Genomic DNA, 21,453 nt, shown 5'->3' with positions numbered 1-21,453 from the left:
CCCCTTCCTCCCTGCCTTCCTCGGTCCTTGCCCTGCCCTGCCGCCAAGTCCCTTGGCCGGCTCCGCCGCGAAAGAACTGCGAAAGAAGTGGCTCATGGCCGTATCGACGTCCAGCGTCATCACCCTGCACATCAACGGCGAGAAGTTCACGCTGCCCGTCGACCACCGCACCACGCTCCTCGACGCACTGCGCGAGCGGCTCGATCTGACCGGTACCAAGAAGGGCTGCGACCAGGGCCAGTGCGGCGCCTGCACGGTCCTGGTGGACGGACGCCGGACCGTCTCCTGTCTGCAGTTCGCGATCGCCGCCGAGGGGCGTGAGATCACGACCATCGAAGGCGTGGCGGACGGTGACCAACTGCACCCCGTCCAGCAGGCGTTCCTCGATCTCGACGGCTATCAGTGCGGCTACTGCACGCCGGGACAGATCTGTTCGGCGATCGGCATGCTCGGCGAGCACGCCGCCGGATGGCCGAGCGCCGCGACCGAGGACGTACGACCGGAGGTGGGACCGCCACCCCTGACCGTCGACGAGATCCGCGAACGCATGAGCGGCAACCTGTGCCGGTGCGCCGCCTACGCCTCGATCGTCGAGGCCGTCGCACGCGCGGCCGAGACCCCCGCCGCACCGCTGATCGACGCCCCGCAGGACACGAAGGAGCAGGCCGCATGAGGGAGTTCGCCTATCAGAAGGCCGCCGACGTGTCGGGCGCCGTCGCGCTGCTCGACGCCGACCCCGAGGCCCGCTTCCTCGCGGGCGGCACCAATCTGGTCGACCTGATGAAGAGCGGCGTCGAGCGGCCCACCCGACTCGTGGACGTACGGCAGCTGCCCCTGGACCGTGTCGAGAGCACACCGGACGGCGGTCTGCGCATCGGTGCGACCGTCACCAACAGCGACCTCGCCGTCCACCCCGACGTGCGGCGCCGCTACCCGATGCTCGCGCAAGCGCTGCTCGCCGGTGCCTCCGGCCAGCTGCGCAACATGGCCACCGTCGGCGGCAACCTCCTGCAGCGCACGCGGTGCGGATACTTCACCGACCTGACCAAGCCGTGCAACAAGCGCACCCCCGGCAGCGGTTGCCCCGCCATCCGGGGCGAGCACCACAACCACGCCGTGCTCGGCGCCTCCTCGCACTGCGTGGCCGTGCACCCCTCCGACATGGCCGTGGCCCTGGCCGCCCTCGACGCAGTCGTGCACTTCGAGACCGCCGACGGGCCGGACGCGTTGCCGATCGGCTGGCTCTACCTGCCCGTCGACGAGACCCCGCACCGCGAAACGGCCCTGCCGCCCGGCGCGTTGATCACCCACGTCAGCCTGCCGCCGGCCCCGGTCGCGGCCCGCTCCCGCTACCGCAAGGTGCGTGAGCGCGCCTCCTACGCCTTCGCCATCGGCTCGATCGCCGCAGCGCTCGACGTCCGCGACGGCGTGGTGCACGACGTCCGCCTGGCGTACGGCGCGGTCGCCTCCCGCCCCTGGCGGGCACAGGCGGCCGAACGCGTCCTCGCCGGTGCGAGCGCCGACGCGGAGACCTTCGCGGCCGCCGCGGATGCCGAACTGGCGGCCGCCAGGCCGCTGGCCCACAACGAGTACAAGGTGACCCTGATGCGGAACCTGACGGTGGCCGTTCTGAGCGAACTCGCCGAGGAGGCCGGCCGATGACCACGACCACCGTGACCGCCGCGCCGGTCCGCGCCGTCGGCAGGGGACACGTCCGGGTCGAAGGCCGGGACAAGGTCACCGGAGCGGCCCGGTACGCGGGCGAGGTCCCCTTCGCCGGGCTCGCCCACGGCTGGCTGGTGCTCTCCTCGGTCGCCCGCGGCCGCATCGAGGAGATCGTCACCGCCCCGGTCCTGGAGATGCCCGGCGTCCTCGCCGTCCTCCACCACGGCAACGCCCCGCACGTGGAGACCGACTTCGTCGGCATGATGGGCACCAGGCCCGATCCGACCTGCGCCGTCTTCCAGCACGACCGGGTGCCGCACCTGGGCTGGCCGGTGGCGCTGGTCGTCGCCGAGACCTCCGAACAGGCGCGGGAAGCCGCGGAGTCACTCGTCGTGCACTACGACGAGCAGCCCCACGACGTCGAGTTCAGTGCCGAGGACCCCGACGCCCGTCACGTGGACGGCCATATGCCGGCCGTCACCGACAAGGGCGACCTGGAGGCCGAACTCGCCGCCTCCGCGGTCGTGGTGGACGTCGAGTACACCACGCCCGAGGAACACCACAACCCGATGGAACCCCATGCGGCCATGGCTCGCTGGGACGAGGGCCGGCTCGAACTGATCGACTCCAACCAGAGCGCCACCTGGGTCGTGGGCGACATCGCGCAGCTCTTCGGTCTCGACCCGGCGTCCGTCCACGTACGTTCCGAACACGTCGGCGGTGGCTTCGGCAGCAAGGGGGTACGCGCCCACCAGGTGGCGGCCGTCATGGCCGCGCGAGTCCTGCAGCGCCCGGTACGTGTCGTGCTGACCCGCCGTCAGATGTTCACGCTGGCCGGCCATCGCAGCCCCACCATCCAGCGCGTCCGCCTCGGCGCCGAGGCCGACGGACGGCTGCGCGCCCTGGACCACCGCTCCCTGAGCCGCACCTCCACGGTCTACGACTTCGTCGAACCCAGCGCGGGCGTCGCCCGGGTGATGTACGACGCGGACGCCCATCACACCGAGAACCGTGTCGTACGGCTCGACGTCCCGAGCCCGACATGGATGCGCGGCCCGGGTGAGGCGCCGGGGTCCTTCGCCCTGGAGGCCGCACTCGACGAACTCGCCGAGAAGTGCGGCCTCGACCCCATCGAGCTGCGCCTGCGCAACGAACCGGACAAGGGCCCGGTGTCCGGCCTGCCGTTCGCCGCCCGGAACCTGCGCGCCTGCTTCGAGGAAGGCGCCCGCCGCTTCGGCTGGGACCGGCGCGATCCGCGGCCCGGCGTGCGCCGCGACGGGCGCTGGCTGCTCGGCAGCGGCACCGCGGGCGCGTCCTTCCAGGCCGGCGCCCTCCCGTCGACCGCCACGATCACCGCCGAGGCCGACGGCACCTTCACCGTCCGCATCGCCGCCGCGGACATCGGCACCGGCGCCCGCACCGCGCTCACCCTCGTCGCGGCGGACGCCCTCGACGTACCGACCGACCGGATCCGGGTCCGGATCGGCGACAGCGCCTTCGGACCGGCGGGGATCGCCGGCGGTTCCATGGGCACCCGCTCCTGGTCCTGGGCCGTCACCGCGGCGTCGAGCGAGCTGCGGGAACGGCTGGTGCCGGGCATGGAGATCCCCGCGCAGGGCATCACCGTGCGCTCCGACACCACCGAGGCCGTCGCCGCGCTCGCCCGGAAGGAACGCCACTCCTACGGCGCCCAGTTCGTCGAGGTCGCCGTCGACCCGGCCACGGGTGAGGTACGGGTGCGGCGCATGCTCGGGATCTTCGCCGCGGGGCGCATCGTCAACCCCCTGACGGCGAAAGGGCAGTTCACCGGCGGCATGATCTGGGGCCTGTCCATGGCCCTGCACGAGGAGGCGGCCCGCGACGCGTACTTCGGCGGTCCGGTCGGCGCCGACCTCGCGGGCTATCACGTGGCCACGCACGCCGACGTCCCGCACATCGAGGCGGACTGGGTGGAGGACGTCGATCCCGAGGACCCCGTCGGCATCAAGGGCATCGGCGAGGTCGGCATCGTCGGCGTCGCGGCCGCCGTGGCCAACGCCGTCTGGCACGCGACCGGTGTACGCCACCGCAGCCTGCCCATCCGCCCGGACCGCATCCTCACGGCGGGCAACGGTGCTTGATCTGGCACCGGAGCTGAAGCGCTGGCTCGACGAGGACCGCGCTGTCGCCGTCGCCACCGTCGTGGCCGTCGGCGGCAGCGCCCCGCGCGGGCCCGGCGCCTCACTCGCCGTCGACGAGGAGGGCACCGTCATCGGGTCGGTGTCCGGCGGCTGTGTCGAGGGTGCGGTCTACGACCTGTGCGTCGAGGCGCGCCGCAGCGGCCACAGCGTGCTGGAGCGCTTCGGCTACAGCGACGAGGACGCCTTCGCCGTGGGGCTGACCTGCGGCGGGGTCCTCGACGTCCTCGTCACACCGCTGCCCGTGGACGCGCCGCTCAGAGCCCTGGTGCACACGGCGCTGAGTCTCGCGGCCAAAGGTGAGCCGGTCGCGCTCGCCCGCGTCGTGCGCGGACCGGAGCCCTACCTCGGCGCCGGTCTGCTCGTCCACGCGGACGGCTCGTTCGACGGCACGCTCGGCGGTGACGCGGCGCTGGACCGCACCGCTGCCGCCGAGGCCGGGGCCGCGCTGGACGCGGGCCGCACCGGCACCTTCGAGGTCTCGGAGGACGGCTCGCACTGCCCCGGCGGGCTCACCCTGCTGGTCGAGTCGAGCGTGCCGCCACCCCGGATGATCGTCTTCGGCGCGATCGACTTCGCGGCAGCGCTGGTCAGGGTGGGCAAGTTCCTCGGCCACCACGTCACCGTGTGCGACGCGCGGCCCGTCTTCGCCACCCGGGCGCGCTTCCCCGAGGCCGACGAGATCGTCGTGGACTGGCCGCACCGCTATCTGCGCCGCACCACGACCGACGCCCGCACCGTGCTGTGCGTACTCACCCACGACGCCAAGTTCGACGTGCCCCTGCTCGAGGTCGCGCTGCGGCTGCCGGTCGCGTTCGTGGGTGCCATGGGTTCATCGCGCACCCACGCCGACCGCAACCGCCGCCTGCGCGAAGCCGGTCTGACGGACGCCGAACTGGCCCGCTTGCGCTCGCCCATCGGCCTCTACCTCGGCGGCCGTACCCCCGAGGAGACGGCCGTGTCGATCGCGGCGGAGATCGTCGCGAGCCGCCGCGGCGGAACGGGCGCTCCGCTGACGGGCTCCGGCACCCCGATCCACCGCACGGGCATCGCCTGAGGTGGTCGCCGGTACCCCCCTTCAGCGCCGGTGGCGTATGAAGCTGAGCGTGGCGTAGACCTCGCCCTCACGGGGTGCCCGGGTCCAGGAGCAGGTGGTGAAGGTGGGGAGCCTGCCTCGGGTCAGTGCGAAGCGGGGGAGTGAAAGGCCGAGTTCGGTGTGCAGGGCCTCCAACATCCGTAGTTCGCCGTCCTGTTCGGTGTCTTCCGCGCGGAAGAGCCGTGCGGGGTCCAGGGTCTCGGGTATCTCGCCGGAGCGCTGGATCTCCGCACCGCGCACGGTGAACGCGTAGAGCTCCACGCCCCGTTCGGCCACCGACAGGTGGAACGCCGCCGACCGGCCGCCCGGGGCCGAGGGTCTCGACTCCCGCCAGACCACCACCGCGCGGCCGGACGCGGAGGCGGCCTGAGCGGGGGACACGAACATCGTGTTGAGGTAGCGGGACGAGTGGCCGTCAAAGGCGAAGGCCCACCCTTCGGCGGTGCGGCCGACGGAGACCAGCGTCCGGTCCTCCCAGGGTTGCAGGTCCTCCCGGTGGTGGGGCCTTGGCCCACGCCAGAACGCCATACGAGTGTCGACGGGCGCGCTCAGCTCGGCGCCGTCCTCGCCGATCAGGGCGGGCAGCCGGGTGGGGTCGACCCCCTCGACCCAGACGCATCGGTACCCTTCGAACGCCTGCCGGTTGGGCGCGGTCTCGGTGAGCCAGGCGAGACCCGGTGGGTCGAGATCGGGCACCGGCTCGGGTGCCGGCCCCTCATGCCCGTCCCGCGGTGTCGCGAGGATCTCCCGGCCACGCTCGGGGGTGACCAGCGGGCCCAGGACCGGATCGGAGAGCAGGCCGACCGGGGCGATCAGCAGGGGCCCGGGAGCGCTCCAGTGTGGAAGCGCGGCCCGCAGCACCCGCCACGCGGCGTCACCGGCTCCCCAACGGGCCATCTCCCGAGCCTCGTTGACGGCCCGACCCCACGGGCCGTCCGGTGCGTAGCGATAACTGCCGTCCCGCATCGCGCTCAGCACGGCCTCCGCACTGTCCTGGGGGACTCCGCGGGCGGCCATCATCCTCAGCCAGTGGTCGTCCTCGCCCGGCCGCCGTTGACGGGTCGTCTGCGCCATGGCCTCGACGGGCAGAACCTCGGGCAGGTAGAGCGGGTCGGCGACCAGGAAGCCGTAACCGCAGGCCTGGTCCAGACGCATGAAATGCCGCAGTTGGTCGTAGAGGGCGGCGCTGCGCGGTCGTCCGAAGGAGCGGGCCTCCTCGAGCAGAGGCAGGGCCTCCTCGTAGCGTCCGCGCAGGGCGAGCAGCCGGGCCTCGTCCACATGAGCGTCCTAGGCGCGCGTGGTCGCGTTCACGAAGTCGCTGTCCTGTGCCCGATCGGCGTGGAAGTGGCGGTACATGGCCTCCATGTACGCGCGGAACGACGGGTAACGGGCGGGCAGTTCACCACCCCAGCCCTTGTAGACGTACAGCGCCCATTCGCCGTCCGGGCCGACGTCACCGGGGTCGAGCAGGGCGTACGACATGTCGGAGTCGGTCTCCAGCTGCAGCGCCCGCTTCCACATCCCGGCCAGCCGCACCTCCTCCTCGCGCGGGTCGGCGCCCAGGTTCTCCTCGTACAGCGAGGTCATGTCGTGCGGGTCCCCGAACCAGCGGATGTCGGCAGCGCCGCCGAGCTGATAGATCCCGGCCGTCTGATCCACGTGCCAGCCGTCGCTCACGGCCAGGAACGCGCGGTACGACGGCGGCAGTCGCCGTCCGAGCCGCTCCTCGGCCGCGGCGATCGCCGCCTCGTCCGCACCGGGTCTGCCGGGAGGGACGACGGTCTCTCCGTCGTCCTCGTACGCCTCCATGTCCAGGTCGTCGCGCGGAACCCACTCCTCCTGCCAACGACCCAGGAACTCGTGCCAGAACACACGCCAGTTGAAAGACTCTCCGCTCATGGCCAGAGAATCTCATCCGGCACTGACAACGCCGGTGCCGGATGGCGGCAGCCCGACGGCCGGGCCGTCAGGCCTTGTCCTGCATGCTGCTCCGCGCGGGGTTGGCCTGCTCGGCGGCCTTTGGGTCCTTCTCGCCGGCCTTGGCGCGCACCCCCTGGGCGATGCGGTCCCCGATGGTCTTGTCGATGTTCGACCAGTACTCGAAGGCGCGCTTGAGGACAGGCTCCGTCACGCCGTTGAGGAGATGCCCCACGACGTTGTCGACCAGACGATCGCGCGCGGCGTCGTCCATGACCTCGCGCACCAGCGTGCCGGGCTGGCCCCAGTCGTCGTCCTCGGGATGACTGACGTAGGCGGCACGGGTGATCGCACCGTCCGCCTCCCAGCTGGGCGGGGTGTAGCGGGCGCTATCGGCCGCGGGTCCGCCCTTGGAGTTGGGGGCGTAGACCGGGTCGGTGGTGTTCCGGTACGCCATCGCCCCGTCCTTGGAGTACGTATGGACGTCGACGACGGGGGCGTTCACCGGAAGCTGCTGGTAGTTGCCGCCGATGCGGTGGCGGTGTGCGTCCGCGTAGGAGAACAGCCGGGCCAGCAGCATGCGGTCCGGGCTGGGGCCGATGCCGGGGACGAGATTGTTGGGCTGGAAGGCCGCCTGCTCGATCTGGGCGTGGTTGTCGGTCGGATTGCGGTCGAGCGTCATCCTGCCGACCGGGATGAGCGGGTAGTCGCCGTGCGGCCACACCTTGGTGAGGTCGAAGGGGTTGAAGCGGTAGTGCGCGGCGTCCTCGTACGGCATCACCTGCACCTTGAGGGTCCAGCTGGGGAAGTCGCCGTCGCGGATGTGCTCGAACAGATCACGCGTGTGGTAATCCGTGTCGGCCGCCGCCATCTGGTCGGCCTCGTGCTGCGTGAAGCACTCGATGCCCTGGTCGGTCTTGAAGTGGTACTTCACCCAGAACCGCTCGCCCGCCGCGTTGATCCACATATAGGTGTGCGAGGTGTAGCCGTTCATGTGGCGCCAGGTCCGCGGAATGCCGCGGTCACCCATCAGCCAGGTGACCTGGTGGGCGGACTCGGGGGAGAGCGTCCAGAAATCCCACTGCATGTCGTGGTCGCGCAGGTTGTTGTCGGCGCGGCGCTTCTGGGAGCGGATGAAGTGCTGGAACTTCATCGGGTCCTTCACGAAGAACACCGGCGTGTTGTTGCCGACCATGTCGTAGTTGCCCTCGCTGGTGTAGAACTTCACCGCGAAGCCGCGCGGGTCGCGCCAGGTGTCCGGGCTGCCGCGCTCACCCGCGACGGTCGAGAAGCGGACGACCAGGTCCGTGCGCGTGCCCGGCTGGAAGAGGGCCGCCTTGGTGTAGGCGCTGACGTCGTGGGTCACCTCGAAGTGCCCGAACGCGCCGCTGCCCTTGGCGTGCGGCTGCCGCTCGGGGATCCGCTCCCGGTTGAACTGCGCCATCTGCTCGATCAGATAGGCGTCCTGCAGCAGGATCGGCCCCCCGGGTCCCACAGTGAGCGAATGCTCGTCGCTCTCGACCGGGGCACCGGAGTCGGTCGTGGTGGCGGGCGGGATTTCCGTCATCAATCTGCCTTTCGTCGTACGGGGGCAGTCGTGTGCCGGTCCCACGTCATCGGGAGACCGGCACGTCCCGGTATGCGGGGTGACCCTGACGGGCGCGTGCAAACGTCGCCGCAGCGACAGATGTGCACGGTGCGCGGGGTCGTCTCCTGATCACCGGCGCACACCTCACCAGCGTGTGCCCGCTCGCCCGGGGGCGCCACCCGGCGGACGAGCCGAGGCATTCGCCCTGCAGCGCCGCGATGGGCCTGACACCGTGGGTGCCGGGCCGGGCCGCCTGCCGGGCGTGCCGGGATCCCACCCACTTCGAGGAGCCGATGTCATGGGCAACGAACTGCAGGGCAGGACCGCCGTCGTCACCGGTGCGAGCAAGGGCATCGGGCTGGCGGTGACCCAGGCTCTGGCCGGGGCCGGAGCGACCGTGGTCGCAGGGTCCCGTACGTCGTCGAAGGACCTGGACGTGCTGGCCGAGCAGGCCCCGGTGACCTGGGTGTCCGTCGACCTGGGCGAGCCGGGGGCGGCCGAGCGGCTCATCGAGGCCGCTCGGGGACGGGTGGACGTCCTCGTCAACAACGTCGGCACGGCTCCGACCCGCACCGGCGGCTTCCTCACGGTGACCGACGAGGAGTGGCGCCGCACCCTCGACCTGAACCTCCTCGCCGCCGTACGCGTCACACGAGCCGCGCTGCCACTGATGCTCGCGGCGGGCCGGGGCTCGGTCGTCACGATCGCCTCGGTCAACGCCACCCTGCCCGACCCCCTGGTGATCGACTACAGCGCCGGCAAGGCCGCGCTCGTCGCCTTCTCCAAGGCCCTGTCCAAGGAGGTCGGCCCCAAGGGCATCCGCGTCAACACCGTGAGCCCGGGTCCGGTGGAGACGGATCTGTGGCTCGGCGGGGGAGGAGTGGCGGACACCGTGTCGGCCGCGGTGGGCACCACTGCCGAGGACATCGTGGCCGAGGCGCGGTCGTCCATGGTCACCGGCCGCTTCACCACGCCCCGGGAGGTGGCGGACCTCGCCCTGTTCCTGGCCGGGGACCGCTCGGCCAACATCACCGGCAGCGATTTCGTGATCGACGGAGGCATGATCCCCACGTGGTGAGCCCGGGCCGCAGTCGATGTCGGCCCGTCGCTTCGTCTACGGCTGCTCCGCCGACACGGCACGCCGGACGCTCTCGCGCAGCAGGGCCCGACGCTGCTCGTGCACCTCGGCCGGCTCCTGTGCGGTCGCGGCGTAGACATTGCTGACCGGGGACCAGGCCATGGACATGGCGATCACCAGAGCCATCACGTCGAACGGGTCTCCCTGGCGCACCAGACCCGCGGCCTGTGCCTCGGCGATGGCCTGAAGTTTGCCGTCGTCGAGGCGGTGGGGGTCGTCGACCAGATGCCCGGCCGGGCGCCGCTCCAGTCGCGCCCAGGTGGCCAGCCGGATGAGGTCGGGGCGGCATCGGCGGCCACCGGTGGACCGTCGGAGGCGACGCGGGGTACGTACGGTTCAGGGTGAGCACCGCCGACGAGTGGTGGGACGTCGACCTCGCGGCGCCCAGCGGTGAGCAACTCCGGCCCGGCGTCTACCGCAACGCGGAGCGCGCCGCGTTCCGCACCGGGCGGTCACCCGGACTCGACGTCTCCGGAGACGGCCGCGGCTGCAACGAGGTCTACGGACAGTTCTCCGTCAACCAGATCGAGACCGACACGTCCGGGGCGATCACCGTCCTGGACGCCACCTACACCCAGCACTGCGAGAGCGCCGACGCTCCCGCCCTCAAGGGCGTCATCAAGTACCACGCCTACCCGCTCTCCTACGCGTACACGAGCGACTCCGGCGACTACATAGGCCAGGGCGCCACCCAGACGCACCAGGGCGCCACCAGCACCTTCTCGCTCACGTCCTACGGCGACGGCGTCCAGTACAACGTCTCCGGCAAGCGGGAGTACTGGACCGCGCTGCTGACCCCGCCCGACGGCGAGCAGTTCGAGGCCGGACACACCTACCAGGCGGAGCGCAGCCATGGTGCCTCGGTCGCAGGACTGGACGTGTTCGGCAACGGACGCGGCTGCAACACCGTCACCGGCGAGCTCACGGTGACCAGGCTCGCCCGCGGTGACGACGGTGCCATCAAGGCGTTCGCCGCCACCTTCGTGCAGCACTGCGAGGGCGGCGGGCCCGCTCTGCGCGGCACGATCCACTACTACGCCTGATCCCCTCACGGCCCTGCCGGAGCGGGAGTTGGCCCCGGCAGGGCCGCCATCGTACTCAGTGTGTTCCGTCCGGTCGCGGGCATCCGGAGTGCACACAGCTCTGGCAACTCACCGGACGGACGGACATCATGCTCGCGATTCTCTCGGCGGTCCTGTTCTTCATCGCGTTCCTGATCAACGCGGCGGACATCTCCACCAACGACACCTTCAGCTCGACCAATGTGATGCTGCTCGGCCTCACCGCGCTGGCCCTGCACATGGCCGGGATCGGAAGCGGATGGCCCTCCCGCAGGCGCTGAGGGATGAACTCCCCTTAGCGCCGCAGCGCTTGGAGGGCAATCACCGATCACTCGAAGGTGTGACGCGTATGGCCGACGAAGGAACGATTCCTCGAACGGCGTGGTCACATATGCCCGTTGCCCTCGCACAAGGCAACTCATCAGACACACGCCACACGCAGGCCAGGGGAGAGGACGGCATCACCGGATGATGGACACCAACTGGGGCGAACAAGGGCTGTGCCGTACAGCCGACCCCGACGAACTGTTCGTCAAGGGAACCGCGCAGAACCGGGCCAAAGCACTGTGCGGCGGCTGCGACGTCAGGACCGAGTGCCTCGCCTATGCCCTCGATCAGCGCATCGAGTACGGAGTATGGGGCGGCATGACCGAGCGCGAGCGCCGGGCCCTGCTGCGCCGACGGCCGACCGTCACCTCCTGGCAGCGACTGCTGGAAGCGGCCCGCGCACAGCACGAGCGCGCCCGACGCGCCACCGTGGGCGCCACGCAGGCGAGTTGACGCCGGCACGGCCGGCCGGGGTAAGGCTGGAACCGCTGCGTGGACCGCGACGGCTCCAGCCCCGGGCCTCCGGTCGCGTCGCCGGCGGGTACTCCCGCATCGCCGACGTAGGGAGGACCGTGCGCAAGGAAGAGGAGAGGGGAGCCTCGTTCCTTACGCCGACGGCGGTGACCCCGCCGCACCTTGTCGAGCAGTAGCGATGTCTTCGACGGTACGCCTCATCGCGGGAGGCCGGGAGGGGCTCAGCCGTGCAGCGTCGGCCGGTACACCAGTTCCTGGATGTGCCCGTCGAGGGTCCGCTGCTCGATCAGTTCCAGGTCGAAGTCGGCCGCGCCCTGGAAGATCGGGGCGAAGCCGGTCCGGCCGGTGATCACGGGGAAGAGCGTCACCTGCACGCGGTCGACGAGCCCTGCGGCCATCAGCGCCCGGTTCAGCGACAGGCTCCCGTGCGAGCGCAGCGGTACTTCGGACTCCTCCTTGAGCCGGCCGACGACCTCGACGGCGTCCCCGCTCACGACGGTCGCGTCCGGCCAGTCGAGGGCCTCTTTGAGGGTGCTCGACACCACCGTCGCCGGCATGTTCCTCATCTTCGTGACCCAGGGGTCACGCACCTCGGACTCCTCGGTGCTCGACGCCAGCATCTGCACGAACTCCCGGTATGTGGTGGCCCCGAAGACCATCCGCTGCTCCTCGCCGTAGAGGGCGAGGCGGTGGTCGAGGAGCTCGGGGCCCTGCTTGCCCCAGTAGCCGGTCCAGTCGCCGCCCGCGGCACCGAAGCCGTCGAGGCTGCAGAAGACGTCGAACGTATAAGTGGCGGTCATGGTGATCTCCTCAGCTGTCGATGGTCACGCTTCGCAGTTGAGACCGGCCACCACGACGAAACTCATCGCTCAGGGCGCCGACCCGGCGGACCGTCCGGGCCGCCGGGTGAAGCGCCGCAGGCCGCGTCGGGTGGGCTTGAGGGGCTTGTCCTCGGGGGCGACGGGGCCCTCGCCCGCGGTCACGGCAGGCGGTGCGGCCAGGCCCGCAACGGCCTGGCCGTGCCGTTCGAGGCGGCTGCGGACGGCCTGGGCCATGGCCTGGTGGGACGGTTCCAGCAGCAGGCCCTCCGCGGCCAGCCGCTCCCACATGTGCTGCAACTCCTGGCCCCGGGTGGTCACTTGGCGCTCGTCGAGCAGCCGCTGCCAGGCCGCGGTGGCGCGGGCCACCTCCGGTGCCGCACGGTTGAGGTCGGTACGGCAGCGGATACGGGCGACGGTCAGCGCGAGGACGGTGGAGAGCATGTAGTCGCCGCGCAGATACGCCAGATACGCCTCGATCGCCCGTGCCTCCAGGGAGAGTTCGTCCTCCGCGCCCCTGCGCAGCGTGAGGTGCTCCCGCAGCGCGCTGGCGAGGACGAAGGCGGCGTGCAGCTCCTCGCGCTGGGCGTGCTGGATGATGCGCTCCACGCGGGCCAGCGGTGGGAAGGCCGCCTCCTCCGCGGCGGTGCGCTCGCGCCCGGGCGGCAGGTCCTCGTCGTCGGCGATGGTGCGGCTGGACCCGTCGGGGTGCACCCGCAGGCGTGCCACCTGCATGACGGAGCGGTCGATGACGGTGGCCGCGACCGGGGCTCCCAGGGTGCGGGCGAACATGGCGATGGCATCCAGGATCGCCTCGTTCGGCTGCCGCATGCCGCCCATCTCCAGCAGATGACCGTTGACCACGGTGGAGCCGTCCTCGGCCACATAGGCGTCGAGGCGGATCAGCGGAGGTGCGCCGAGCGCCGGCAGATTCCCCTTGTCGCGAGGGGTCAGTTCGCTGCTCATCCGCTCAGGCTCCGGGTCGTACGACGCCGAGGATCGGCATGGAGGCGGCCGGCGCGATGGTGACCGTCCGTCCCGGCCGCGGGGCGTGGACGATCTGCCCGCCCCCGATGTACATGCCCACATGCGTGGCGTCGCTGAAGTAGATGATCAGGTCACCGGGGCGCGCGGAGGCGAGAGCGACCCGGTGCAGTCCGTGCCACTGTGCCTGCGAGGTACGGGGAATGGGGTGCCCGGCCGCTGCCCACGCCGTGGAGGTCAGGCCCGAGCAGTCGTACGACGAGGGGCCCACGGCGCCCCACACGTACGGCTTGCCTCTCTGCGCCATGGCGAAGTCGACGGCCTTCGCGGCCGCTCCGGTGGCCTTGGTCCTGCCGCCGCCCGCATCGGAGCCCGTCCATCTGGACTTGGCCCGCTCCGTGTCGTCCTTCTCCAACTGGGCCAGTCTGCGGGCCTGTTCCTTCTGCAGCCCGGCCTCGATCTGCTCGGCCCGGGTGATCCTCGCCTCGATCTTCTGCTTCGCCGCGGCCTTGTCCGTGCGGCTCTTGTTCAGCTCGCGCAGCTTCTTCGCGGCGGCGTCGGTCTGCCGGCTCACCTCCGCGCGGGCACTCTTCTGGAGGTCCGAGACGCTGACCAGGTTCCGCAGCGCCTGGCGGGCCTGCGAGGCCTCGTCCAGGGCGTCGTCGGGGTGGTCGCCGAGCAGCAACTGGATGCCGGTGGAGGCGAGATCACCCCCGCGGTACTGCGTCCGGGCGGCGGCACCCGCGAGGTCGTGCAGATCGCTGACGCGGTTCTCGGCGCGCTTCAGGTCCTTGCGGAGGGACGCCAACCGCTTTTCCTGCTCGGTGGCCTTCTCGTTCGCGGCGTTGTACGCCTCGGTGGCCACCTCCGCCTGCCGGTAGAGGCCGTCCAGCTCGGCGCGGATCTCCTCGACGGTCCTGTCGTCCTGCGGGTCGGGTTCGTTCGGTGCGGCGTAACTGGGGCCGGGTAACAGGGCGATCCCGCAGACGAGCGCTGCTAAGACGGCCCGACTCCGCGGCGGTCTGCCGCCGGTCGACACGTTCATCAACTCCACTTTCAAACGTCGCGTGCGGGCGGCTCGGACAGCTGACGTGCCCCTTCCGGAACCCGACGCGAAGCCCAACACGGGCCGTACGAAGGGCCGTTCAAGACTCGAACACACTACCTTCACTCGAAGGCACGGCCTCACTGTCCCCCCGCGTGTCGGCCTGCCCGTACGCAACGTCACCACCACCATCCGGCCACGCCCGGCCCCTTACAGCCGGGACGCGTACGGCGTGGTCAGGTCTGGTCGGGGCCTTCCGGAGCGAGCAGCACGGCGGCACCGGTGTGATGGGCGACGGCGTCGCTGACACGCGGCTGGAACAGTGCCTCGAGGGCGTTTCGGTGGTGCGGGCTCAGCACGATGAGGTCGGCGCCGAACTCCGCGGCCGTCTCGGAGATGGCCTCCGCGATCTGGGTGGTGAGCCCCTTGGCGAGGGTGCCCTCCACCGTGACTCCCTGCTCGCGCAGGGCGGCGACGGCTTCGTCGAGGACGGCCTTCGCCTCGGCGTCGTCCTCGAGCGGGACGATCGCGGCGACGGAGGCGGCCTGCGCGGCGACGTGTATGACGCGGACCTCGGCGCCGTGCAGCTGTGCGAGCTCACCGACCAGTCGTACGGCGGTGTGGCGGGCGGGGCTGGGATCGACGGCGACGAGGATGCGCTGGAACACGGACACTCTTCTTCCCCTTTCGCGGGGGCGGCAGGTCGACCCGCTGATCCGGCACGCCGGTCAACGGCCTGCCGCATCGGCGCGTCCGGCGCCGAACGAGTACGTCCACCCCCACATGGCGTGATCTTCTCACCGACCCCGGGCCTTGCGAACGTCGGGTCCATGTAACGGACATTGAATTGATGTCGGACAGCCGGTGACGTATGGCCGACGCCGACGCCCACTCGGTTCAGCGGGTGCGGGGACCGGCGATCTTTTCGGCCAGCGGATGGTCGCCGAGGAACTCGACCAGTTCCGTACGGCTGGGGGCGGTGGCCGGACCGCGCTGGGTGACGGCGTAGGCGGCGGCCGCGTTGGCGGCATGTGCGGCCGTGAAGGGGTCATGACCCTGACCGAGCAGAGCCAGGAAGGCACCGGTGTGGGCATCACCCGCACCATTGCTGTCGACGCTGGTGACGGGGAATCCCGGTACGTGGGTGGGGAGTTGACCGGCGGTGGCCAGCAGGCAGCCGTCCTTGTCGGCCCTGACGAGCACACCCGCCCCGGAGGCCAGTCGCTGCCCGAGCGCGGTCGCCGCGTCGCGGAGGTCGTCACGGCCGGTCATGATGCGGGCCTCGCGGGCGTTGACGCTGAGCCAGTCCGTACGGGCGAGGACGGGGGAGAGGAGGCTCTCGGGAATGTCGGCGACGAGGGGTCCCGGATCGAGGCACAGGGTGGCGCCGGAGGGCAAGGTGGCGGCGAGGCGGGACAGCAGGGGACCGTTGCCCGGCAGGACCAGCCCGTAGCCGGAGAGTTGGACGAGGTCGTCGGGGCGCAGGTCTGCCGTGATGGCGGACGTGTCGGCCGCGTCCAGGGTGGCCTCGGCTCCGAAGCTGGTGACGAAGGTGCGTTCGCCGCCGGAGTCGATCAGGGCCACGGTGAATCCGGAGTCGCGGTCCGTGCGGGCGGGCAGAAGCGCCGCGATGTGTTCCTCGGCCAGCGCCTTGCGGACGAGTTCGCCGTACGGTCCGGTGCCGTGCAGCCCGGCGTAGACGGCCTCGGCATCCAGGCGGCGGGCCGCGACCAGCGTGTTGAACCCGCCGCCCGGGGTCGCCCCGGTACCCGTGCCGATGACGTCGCCGCCCCGTTCGGGCAGATGGGGAACCTCGATCACCACGTCCACGATGACGTTGCCCGCGAGGACGACCCGGCCGCTCACCGTTCGGCTCCCTGAAGGTCGGCGGGGGCGGGTGCGCCGCCGGCATCGGGACCGGGTGACGTACGGCGGCTGCACAGGGCGTACACGGCGGCGCCGACGGCCATCGCGACGGCCCAGCCGAGGCCGTTGACCCCGAACCAGGTGTCGGACAGCGGACCGGCGAACCAGACGTCGCTCGCACTGGTCGACGCCTTGGTGAAGAGCAGCCCGGCGACGATGGCGAGGACCCAGCCGAGGACCGCGGGCAGATGCAGGCCGCGGGTGTACCAGTAGGCGCTCGTGCGGGTGGTGTCCATCAGGGCGTCGGGATCGTAGGTGCGGCCGCGCAGCGAGTCCACGGCGATCACGCCGATCCACGCGGAGATGGGCACCGCCAGCAGCGTGAGGAACGTGGAGAAGGGGCCGTAGAAGTCATCGGCGATGAGCATGAAGTAGATGCCGCCCAGGAACATCAGGACGACGTCGAGAGCGACGGCGTAGGCGCGCGGCACCCGCAGGCCGAGCGTGATCATCGTGAGCCCGGCGGAGTAGGTGGACAGGTGGTTCGACATCAGCAGTCCGCCGAAGGCGGCGATCAGATAGGGGATCGCCATCCAGGAGGGCAGCATCGCGTTGATCGCCGCGACCGGGTCGGAGGCCGTGACCAGGCTTCGGTCGCCCGCCGAGAGCAGCGAGCCGAGCGAGATCAGCAGCATGAGCGGGATGCCCGCGCCGAACGCCGAGGCCACCACGAGCCGGCGGCCCGGGATCGAGCGGGGCAGGTAACGGGCGTAGTCGGCACCGGCGTTGGCCCAGCCGATGCCGGTGCCGGAGGCGATGAAGCCCACACCGGCGACCACCGCGCCGGCCGGTCCGGCCGGGGCGTCGAGGACCCTGGACCAGTCGACGGTCTTGATCAGGAACCCCATGACGACCAGGTTGAGCACGCCGAAGAGGACCGTGGCCCACTTGTTGATCCACATGATGGTGGCGTGGCCGAGACCGCTGATCAGCAGCGTGCAGGCGATGAAGATCAGCAGGCAGACGAGGGTGAGCACCGTGTTCTGGCGGATGCCGAACGCCGTGTCGAGCAGCGCCAGCAGCGCGTAGGCCGCGGTGGTCGTCGAGATGGTCTCCCAGCCCACCCGGCTCAGCCAGGAGATCAGCGTCGGACCCGCGTTGCCCCGCTGACCGAACACCGCGCGGGAGAGCGTGAGCGCCGGGGCACCGCCCTTCTTGCCCGCCAGGCTCAGGGCGCCCACCAGGGCGAACGAACCGAACGAGCCGAGCACCGCGACGAGCACGGCCTGCCAGATGGACAGTCCGCGAAAGGCCACCAGGGTGGCGCCCAGCGGCAGCCCGAGGATGCTGATGTTGGCGGCGAACCAGGTCCAGAACATCTGGCCCGCGTGCCCGCGACGCTCGCTGTCGGGGACCGGCTCGATCCCTCGGGTCTCGATGGCACCGACGCGATCGTTCGTCTTCGAAACGGTCATGACGGAACCTCCTTGCATGGTGGGTGGGGGAACGGCAGGGGTGGACGTCCGGGTTCAGCGGTAGGTGAGCAGACGGGCCGTGAGGGGTTCCAGATCGAGTGAGTTGACGGTGCGCAGGGTCCGGACGGCCTCGGCGGGCAGCGCGGACAGGCCGGCCACCGCCCCGGCGACGGCACCGGCGATCGCGCCGATGGTGTCGCTGTCGCCACCGAGGTTGGCGGCGAGCAGCGCTGCGCGCCACGGGTCGCCGTCCGCGACGGCGAGCACCGCGAACGCGGCGGGCACCGACTCCTGGCTGGCCACGCTGGTGCCGACGAGCGCGACGATGCGATCCAGGGCCTCGGCCTCGGGCAGGTCCCGCACCAGGTCGTACGCCCACTCGATACGGGAGGCGATGTCGGCCCCGGCGATCCAGTGCCCGCGGAGGGCACCGGCGTGGGCGGCGGCCACGGCGGTGCCGACGGCCTCCGTCAGGGACGCGCCGTCGATTCCGGCGCTGACCGCGGCGGCGACGGCTGCCGCACCGGCGATGCCGAGGGTCGTGTCGTGCGTGACCTGGCAGGACTCCACGACACGGTCGACGAACATGTCGAGCGGGTCGGCGGCGAAGGCGATGCCGACGGGAGTGGCGCGCATCGCGGCGCCGTTCGTGGTGCCGTTCCTGCCCGCCTCGCGCGGGGGCACGCCACGGGCCACCGCGTCCAGGGCGGCCTTCGTGGAGGGGCCAAGGAGATCGAAGGAGCCCTTGGCCCTCATCTCCTTCTCCCAGTCGAGCAGTTCGTGCGCCAGACGCAGTGGATCGATGTGGCCGCGGCCCTCGTCGATGAGCCGGGCGACGATCACGGCCTGATCGGTGTCGTCGGTGACGGAACCGGCCGGCATGCCGGCGCTGACCGGGTTGTCGGGCCGTGCGGGCTCGAAGCCGGTGAGGGTGCCGTAGACGCGGACGACGTCCTGCCTGGACATCACCTGGGTGGGCATCCCGAGGGCGTCGCCGAGGGCAAGTCCGTAGAAGGCGCCCAGGGCGCGCTCCAGCCGGGTGGTCACGAGCGACCCCCGCGGCCCGAACTCACGTGCAGTTCGAAGCGGGCGGGATCGAGCAGACTGCTGACCTGCTCGACCACCGAGCCGTCGGCGGCCCGGTACACCTGGTCCAGGTGGAGGAAGGACTCGCCGGGCTGCCGGTGCAGCGCGTCCGCCTCGGCGTCGCCCAGCCCGCGCACCGACACGGTCCCCTCGCCCGAGTCCGTGATACGGCCGGCCGCGATCAGCGTCCGGCTGAGCGAGCCGCCGTCGAGACCACGCCCGGGCAGCCCGGCCAGGCTTCCCACGGCGGGCACCCTGCTGTGCTCCAGCGAGACGCCCAGCCCCTCGGGCAGTCGCCTGACCCGGTCCAGCGCGATGAACGCGTCCGAGGGGGTCCGGAGCCGGCCGGCCAGTTCTGGATCACTCACCTCCTCGAAGCGGAGGATCTCCGTCGTCAGCTCGGTTCCCTGCTCGGCAAGGGCCCGGGTCCAGCCGAGCCGGTGGTCGAGCGGTGTCCCGTCGAACGTGACGAACGAGCCGATGCCCGCGTGCGTGGCGATGAGTCCCTCCTCGCCGAGCACCTGAAGGGCCTGCCGCAGGGTGGTGCGACTGACCCCGAAGCGCTCCCGAAGAGCGTGCTCACCAGGGAGTCTGCTGCCGTCGGCATGGACTCCGGAGCGGATCTCGTCGGCGAGGACGCGGGCGATGCGATGGTGCTTGTGTACTTGCTTCTGTACCTGTCCAGGCATGTCTAGACAGTAGATGAACAGGTCGCCGCCGTCCAGAGCCTGCCCCGCTGGGATGCCGTACGGCTTCGGGCCCATAGGGCCTTCCTATAGGCCGTGCTGTTCTTTCGTCTTTGCCTCGCCTTCTTTTCCATACGTACGGTGAAACAGCTCGACGAGGATATTCGCCCCGAGCGCACTGATACATAATGGAAAGGACCGGTGGCATGACCACTGTCGACAATGGCTCGGAAATGCGGGAACTCGCAGGAAAGCGGGCCCTGGTCACGGGTGGCTCCCGCGGGATCGGAGCGGCCGTCGTACGGCAACTCCTGGATGCGGGTGCCGAGGTACTCACGACCGCCAGGTCGGCGACGGGCCCGGCACCGGAGGGTGCCGCCTTCGTGCAGGCGGACGTGCGGACCCGGGCCGGTGCGGAGTCGGTCGCCGAGGCAGCGCGCAAAACGCTCGGCGGGGTGGACATCCTGGTCCACAACGCAGGCGGTGCGCGACCGCACAAGGGTGCTTCCGCCATCCCCGACGAAGAGTGGCAGGACGCGCTGGACCTGAACTTCCTGGCGTCGGTACGGCTGGACTCGCTGCTGGTGCCGGGGATGCGGGAGCAGGGTTCGGGGATGATCGTGCACGTCTCCTCGGCCGCGGTGCTCACCCCGCTGGGAGCGTTCCTGCACTACACGGCGGCCAAGGCGGCACTGGAGAACTACAGCAGGGGGCTGGCCCTGGAGCTGGCCCCGTCCGGAATCCGGGTCAACACCGTGAGCCCCGGCAGGGTCGCCACCCCCGGCGGCGAGGCCACAAGGGAGCAGTGGGCCCAGCTGGCCGCCGCTCCGGCCCAGGTCAACGCCGACGACTCCACCCCGCTGGGGCGCGACGGCCAACCCGACGACATCGCCCACGCGGTGCACTTCCTCGTGTCCGACCGGGCGGGCTGGCTGACCGGGAGCAATCTCATCGTGGACGGCGGTGAATTCCCCAGGGGCTGACGCCGACGGAATCCCGGAAAGTGGATTCTGTGAAAAGGCCGGCTCAGTAAATTCAGTGGACGGTGCTTGCTCATTCCCAGCCCGGCCGTCAGGAGACCCCCGAAAAGAATGCGGGCTCGGACCACGTCTCCTTGCGCAGGAATTCGAGAAGAGTCGTCTCCCCGGGACCCGCGCCGGCCCGGACCACGGCGATGACGGGCTGGGTCACCATCGGCGTCACCGGACGTACGAGGTGCTCGTAACCGTGGGGCACAGCGGAGGCCGGCACGAGCGTCACCCCCAGCCCATGGGCGGCCCAGCGCACGGCCGTCGCGGTCTGGGACACACGGGCGACCGTGGTCGGGGCGAGTTCGTTGTCCCGCAGCACGTTCAGCAGTACGCCGTCCAGCGCGCTGTCGCGGTCGAACCTCACCCACTGCTCCCCGTCCAGTTCGCGCAGGTCGACCCGGTCCGCGGCGAGCTGCCGGTGCCCGGCGCCCAGCACCACGACGAACTCCTCGTCGCCGAGGTGGTGGGCGTCGGCGGGGGTCCGCTCGCACGCCGCCATCAGGGCGAGGTTCAGCACGCCCCGGCGGCACAGCCGGTCCAGTTCGGCGGAGCTCGGCTCCTCGAAGACGGTGACCTCCAGCCGGGGGAAGCGGCGCCGCAGCCCACTCAACGCGCCCGGCAACTGCCGTGTGCCGAAGCCCATTTGTGCCGCGACGACGAGCTCGCCCTCCAGCTCCTCGGCACCGGCGCGCGCGGTCGCCCTCGCCCGCCGCGCCGCGCTCACCGCGACCTCCGCCTCCCGCAGAAACGCACGGCCGACGACGGTGGGCACCAGCCCGGTCGGCGTGCGGGCGAACAGCTCCACGCCGAGATCCCGCTCCAGACCGCGGATCTGCTGGGACATCGACGGCTGAGCGACATGCAGCAGCTCCGCCGCCGCCGTGACCGAGCCCGCCTCGGCCACGGCCAGGGCGTACTCGAACTGGCGAAGGCTCATGACACCCGTCTCCTCCCTGCGGCCGATCCCGGGCTCGCGTGTTGATCGTCGTCCCAGCCGGTAACCCCGTCCCGCGGACGGA

19 protein-coding genes and 2 pseudogenes are annotated in these 21,453 nt (G+C 71.1%); 9 read left to right on the top strand and 12 right to left on the bottom strand.

What is annotated here, in order from left to right; genetic code table 11:
• Positions 1-94 precede the first annotated feature (94 nt).
• The 4 genes from MQN93_RS18265 to MQN93_RS18250 are packed head-to-tail and all read left to right on the top strand — an operon-like array spanning position 95 to position 4,899.
• Positions 95-673 carry a (2Fe-2S)-binding protein gene (locus MQN93_RS18265; protein WP_242710314.1) on the top strand — a complete coding sequence of 193 codons (579 nt, stop codon included), beginning with the start codon at positions 95-97 and terminating at the stop codon, positions 671-673.
• Positions 670-1,662, top strand: a complete 993-nt coding sequence (locus MQN93_RS18260) for an FAD binding domain-containing protein (protein ID WP_016430403.1) — start codon at positions 670-672, stop codon at positions 1,660-1,662. The genes MQN93_RS18265 and MQN93_RS18260 overlap by 4 nt, the downstream gene beginning before the upstream one ends.
• Positions 1,659-3,785, top strand: coding sequence for a xanthine dehydrogenase family protein molybdopterin-binding subunit (locus MQN93_RS18255; RefSeq protein WP_242710313.1), 2,127 nt, complete (start codon positions 1,659-1,661; stop codon positions 3,783-3,785). The genes MQN93_RS18260 and MQN93_RS18255 overlap by 4 nt, the downstream gene beginning before the upstream one ends.
• Entirely contained in the window at positions 3,778-4,899 is a 1,122-nt protein-coding gene (locus MQN93_RS18250) for an XdhC family protein (RefSeq protein WP_242710312.1), read from the top strand. Before MQN93_RS18255 ends, MQN93_RS18250 begins: the two co-directional genes overlap by 8 nt.
• A 21-nt stretch (positions 4,900-4,920) precedes the next feature.
• Here MQN93_RS18250 and MQN93_RS18245 read toward each other — a convergent pair.
• Both MQN93_RS18245 and MQN93_RS18240 read right to left on the bottom strand, forming a co-directional pair.
• A pseudogene (locus tag MQN93_RS18245) lies at positions 4,921-6,837 on the bottom strand (SMI1/KNR4 family protein).
• Between the two features lie 67 nt (positions 6,838-6,904).
• Complete coding sequence (locus MQN93_RS18240; RefSeq protein ID WP_242710311.1) at positions 6,905-8,422, bottom strand: catalase; 1,518 nt, start codon at positions 8,420-8,422, stop codon at positions 6,905-6,907.
• Between the two features lie 319 nt (positions 8,423-8,741).
• Here MQN93_RS18240 and MQN93_RS18235 point away from each other — a divergent pair, with 319 nt between their 5' ends.
• Positions 8,742-9,521: an oxidoreductase gene (locus MQN93_RS18235; protein WP_242710310.1), complete on the top strand. Its 780-nt coding sequence runs from the start codon at positions 8,742-8,744 to the stop codon at positions 9,519-9,521.
• Between the two features lie 36 nt (positions 9,522-9,557).
• Here MQN93_RS18235 and MQN93_RS18230 read toward each other — a convergent pair.
• A pseudogene (locus tag MQN93_RS18230) lies at positions 9,558-9,866 on the bottom strand (TetR/AcrR family transcriptional regulator); the annotation flags it as partial.
• Positions 9,867-9,922: 56 nt separating this feature from the next.
• On the opposite strand from MQN93_RS18230, the gene MQN93_RS18225 reads away from it, so the two are divergent.
• The 3 genes from MQN93_RS18225 (at position 9,923) to MQN93_RS18215 (ending at position 11,422) form a co-directional block, all read left to right on the top strand.
• A complete protein-coding gene (locus MQN93_RS18225) occupies positions 9,923-10,624 on the top strand; it encodes a hypothetical protein (protein WP_242710309.1) in 702 nt (233 codons plus the stop codon).
• Between the two features lie 128 nt (positions 10,625-10,752).
• Positions 10,753-10,923, top strand: a complete 171-nt coding sequence (locus tag MQN93_RS18220) for a hypothetical protein (protein WP_016430394.1) — start codon at positions 10,753-10,755, stop codon at positions 10,921-10,923.
• Between the two features lie 187 nt (positions 10,924-11,110).
• Positions 11,111-11,422, top strand: a complete 312-nt coding sequence (locus tag MQN93_RS18215; protein ID WP_016430393.1) for a WhiB family transcriptional regulator — start codon at positions 11,111-11,113, stop codon at positions 11,420-11,422.
• Positions 11,423-11,664: 242 nt separating this feature from the next.
• On the opposite strand, the gene MQN93_RS18210 is transcribed toward MQN93_RS18215, so the two are convergent.
• The 8 genes from MQN93_RS18210 to MQN93_RS18175 form a co-directional block, all read right to left on the bottom strand.
• On the bottom strand, positions 11,665-12,243 hold the full coding sequence (locus tag MQN93_RS18210) for a dihydrofolate reductase family protein (protein ID WP_016430392.1): 579 nt from the start codon (positions 12,241-12,243) through the stop codon (positions 11,665-11,667).
• A 69-nt stretch (positions 12,244-12,312) separates the two neighbouring features.
• Positions 12,313-13,227 (bottom strand): hypothetical protein, encoded by a 915-nt coding sequence (locus MQN93_RS18205; RefSeq protein ID WP_242710308.1) that lies wholly within the window; start codon positions 13,225-13,227, stop codon positions 12,313-12,315.
• A 4-nt stretch (positions 13,228-13,231) separates the two neighbouring features.
• Positions 13,232-14,290 carry a C40 family peptidase gene (locus tag MQN93_RS18200; RefSeq protein WP_037779892.1) on the bottom strand — a complete coding sequence of 353 codons (1,059 nt, stop codon included), beginning with the start codon at positions 14,288-14,290 and terminating at the stop codon, positions 13,232-13,234.
• 236 nt (positions 14,291-14,526) lie between these two features.
• Positions 14,527-14,958 carry a universal stress protein gene (locus tag MQN93_RS18195; RefSeq protein WP_016430389.1) on the bottom strand — a complete coding sequence of 144 codons (432 nt, stop codon included), beginning with the start codon at positions 14,956-14,958 and terminating at the stop codon, positions 14,527-14,529.
• Between the two features lie 229 nt (positions 14,959-15,187).
• Positions 15,188-16,156 (bottom strand): PfkB family carbohydrate kinase, encoded by a 969-nt coding sequence (locus MQN93_RS18190; RefSeq protein WP_016430388.1) that lies wholly within the window; start codon positions 16,154-16,156, stop codon positions 15,188-15,190.
• Positions 16,153-17,631 carry a purine-cytosine permease family protein gene (locus tag MQN93_RS18185; RefSeq protein ID WP_242710307.1) on the bottom strand — a complete coding sequence of 493 codons (1,479 nt, stop codon included), beginning with the start codon at positions 17,629-17,631 and terminating at the stop codon, positions 16,153-16,155. Before MQN93_RS18185 ends, MQN93_RS18190 begins: the two co-directional genes overlap by 4 nt.
• 54 nt (positions 17,632-17,685) lie before the next feature.
• Positions 17,686-18,678 carry an ADP-ribosylglycohydrolase family protein gene (locus MQN93_RS18180; protein WP_242710306.1) on the bottom strand — a complete coding sequence of 331 codons (993 nt, stop codon included), beginning with the start codon at positions 18,676-18,678 and terminating at the stop codon, positions 17,686-17,688.
• Positions 18,675-19,406: a GntR family transcriptional regulator gene (locus MQN93_RS18175; protein ID WP_242710305.1), complete on the bottom strand. Its 732-nt coding sequence runs from the start codon at positions 19,404-19,406 to the stop codon at positions 18,675-18,677. Before MQN93_RS18175 ends, MQN93_RS18180 begins: the two co-directional genes overlap by 4 nt.
• A gap of 203 nt (positions 19,407-19,609) precedes the next feature.
• Between MQN93_RS18175 and MQN93_RS18170 the strand changes: the two genes are divergently transcribed.
• Positions 19,610-20,386, top strand: a complete 777-nt coding sequence (locus MQN93_RS18170) for an SDR family oxidoreductase (RefSeq protein WP_242710304.1) — start codon at positions 19,610-19,612, stop codon at positions 20,384-20,386.
• An 88-nt stretch (positions 20,387-20,474) separates the two neighbouring features.
• Here MQN93_RS18170 and MQN93_RS18165 read toward each other — a convergent pair whose 3' ends face one another.
• Positions 20,475-21,371: a LysR family transcriptional regulator gene (locus tag MQN93_RS18165; RefSeq protein WP_242710303.1), complete on the bottom strand. Its 897-nt coding sequence runs from the start codon at positions 21,369-21,371 to the stop codon at positions 20,475-20,477.
• Positions 21,372-21,453 lie beyond the last annotated feature (82 nt).

Origin of the sequence: Streptomyces spinosisporus (assembly GCF_022698145.1) — a bacterium.
Classification (GTDB): domain Bacteria; phylum Actinomycetota; class Actinomycetes; order Streptomycetales; family Streptomycetaceae; genus Streptomyces; species Streptomyces spinosisporus.
This window is presented reverse-complemented; position numbering and strand designations above follow the sequence as displayed.